The organism is Marilutibacter maris, assembly GCF_006546735.2.
Taxonomy (GTDB): domain Bacteria; phylum Pseudomonadota; class Gammaproteobacteria; order Xanthomonadales; family Xanthomonadaceae; genus Marilutibacter; species Marilutibacter maris.
In genome coordinates, this window is the sequence record NZ_VICD02000167.1 from 1 (window position 1) to 1,781 (window position 1,781).

Genomic DNA, 1,781 nt, shown 5'->3' on the forward strand with positions numbered 1-1,781 from the left:
GCCAGCCGGTTCGAGCGCGCCTCCAGCTCGGCGTAGCTGAGCGTGACATCGCCGCAGACCACCGCCGGCGATGCCGGCGTCCGCTGCGCCTGCTCGGCGATCTGTTGCTGCACCGGGCGCGCGTCGTACGCCACCACGGTCGCATTGCGGCTGTCGCGCAGCTGGCTCAGTTCGGATTCGTCCAGCAGCGGCGCCGCCAGGTGGGGCGCGTCCAAGTCTTCCAGCAACTGCTCGAATGCCCTCAGATAATAGGCTCCGATGCGCTGGACAAAGCCCTCTTCATACAGGTCCGCGTTATAGACAAAGGCAAGGAACAGCACATCGCGACCAAGCCCTCGTGAAATGTCCACATGGAAGTCGAAGTTGGTGCGTTCGAAGCCGGACGACTCCAGAACCTCGAGCTGTGTTTCCCCGGCCGCCTCCATGTCGTTGTAGACGTGGTAATGCGTGTAATTGAACGTCACTTCATCGAAGGCGACGCCAAGATCCTGCTGGATACGGGCCAGGGGGTAACCTCGATAACCGACGCTGGCACTGGTCAGATCCGCCGTCTTCTGGATCAGCTCCCGCCACGAAGCCGGCTCGACTTTCATCGCCAACGGCAACGAATTCAGGAACAATCCCAGCCCCCGCTCGGCCCCTTCCGACTCCGGCCGCCCGTTCTGGGTAACGCAGCTCACCGCAACGTCGCGCCCGCTGAGGCTGGACAGCACCTTGTAATGAACCGCGAGCAGTACCGACTGCACCGCGACCCCCATACTCATGGACAGCGCGATCAAACGGTCCGAGATCGGCGTCAACCCTTCCAGGCGAAGGACGCCCTGTCGGACCGGAGCGCCCGCCTGACGCTCGGCCGCCACTTTCAAGCGCGGCACCTGCCTTGTCGGGGCTTCTTCCAACCGCGATGCAAAGAACTGCTTTGCTTCCGAGTCAGCCAGGAGCTTCTGTTCGGCGGCAATGAAACGCCGATAGGTCCTGTCTACTGGCTCGTCCTGCAGCGTTTCGCCCTGCAACAAGGATTCATACCGGTTGTAGAGCGCCGTTGTCAGCGAGGCCCGGCTCCAACCATCCAAAATCGCATGATGGAAGCTGATCGTGAACTGGAAGCTCTCGTCGCTGCGTAAGAACACATGGATCTGGAACAGGGGCCCATGCTCCCAATCGAAGACATAGCCCTTGTGCGCCTCCGTCCAGGACGCAAGGTGTTGTTCCTGTTCCTGTTCCGACATTGCACGCAGGTCCTCCACCTGCAGCGGTAGTGCCCCCTGCCTACGGACAAACTGCAATGGCCGCTCACCGTCCAGCCTGAAACCGGTACGTAGAATCGGGTGCTCGGCGATGCACGACGCCAACGCCTGCTCGAATGCACCGCGATTCCAGCGGAATCGCACATGATCCGAGATGATGTCGTGATAGATCCCGCTGAACTCTTCCAGTTGAGTGTGGAACACCATCCCCGCCTGCAACGCCGACAACGGGTACGCGTCCTCGACATCTTCGTCAAAGAGGCGACGCTCCGCCTCGGAAAGCAGGGCAAAGGGTTCGACATCCTTTTCTTCGCTTGCGACTCCGCGCAATCGCGGCACCAGCGATTCGATCGTGCGCGCCTGGAAGATGTCCCTGACTTCCAGCAACAGCCCTCGGGCCTTGAGCAGCGAGACCAGGCGCAGTGACAGGATCGAGTCGCCGCCCAGGCTGAAGAAGTTGTCCGCAACCCCCACGCGCTCCCGACCCAGCACCTCCTCCCACACCTCGCACAGCGTCCGCTCCACCTCCGTGCG

General features: G+C 61.9%; 1 protein-coding gene. It reads right to left on the reverse strand.

From position 1 onward, the window contains the following. Nucleotides 1-1,781 (reverse strand): condensation domain-containing protein (locus tag FKV24_RS10290; RefSeq protein ID WP_211371841.1); only part of this gene is annotated, 1,781 nt, incomplete at both ends.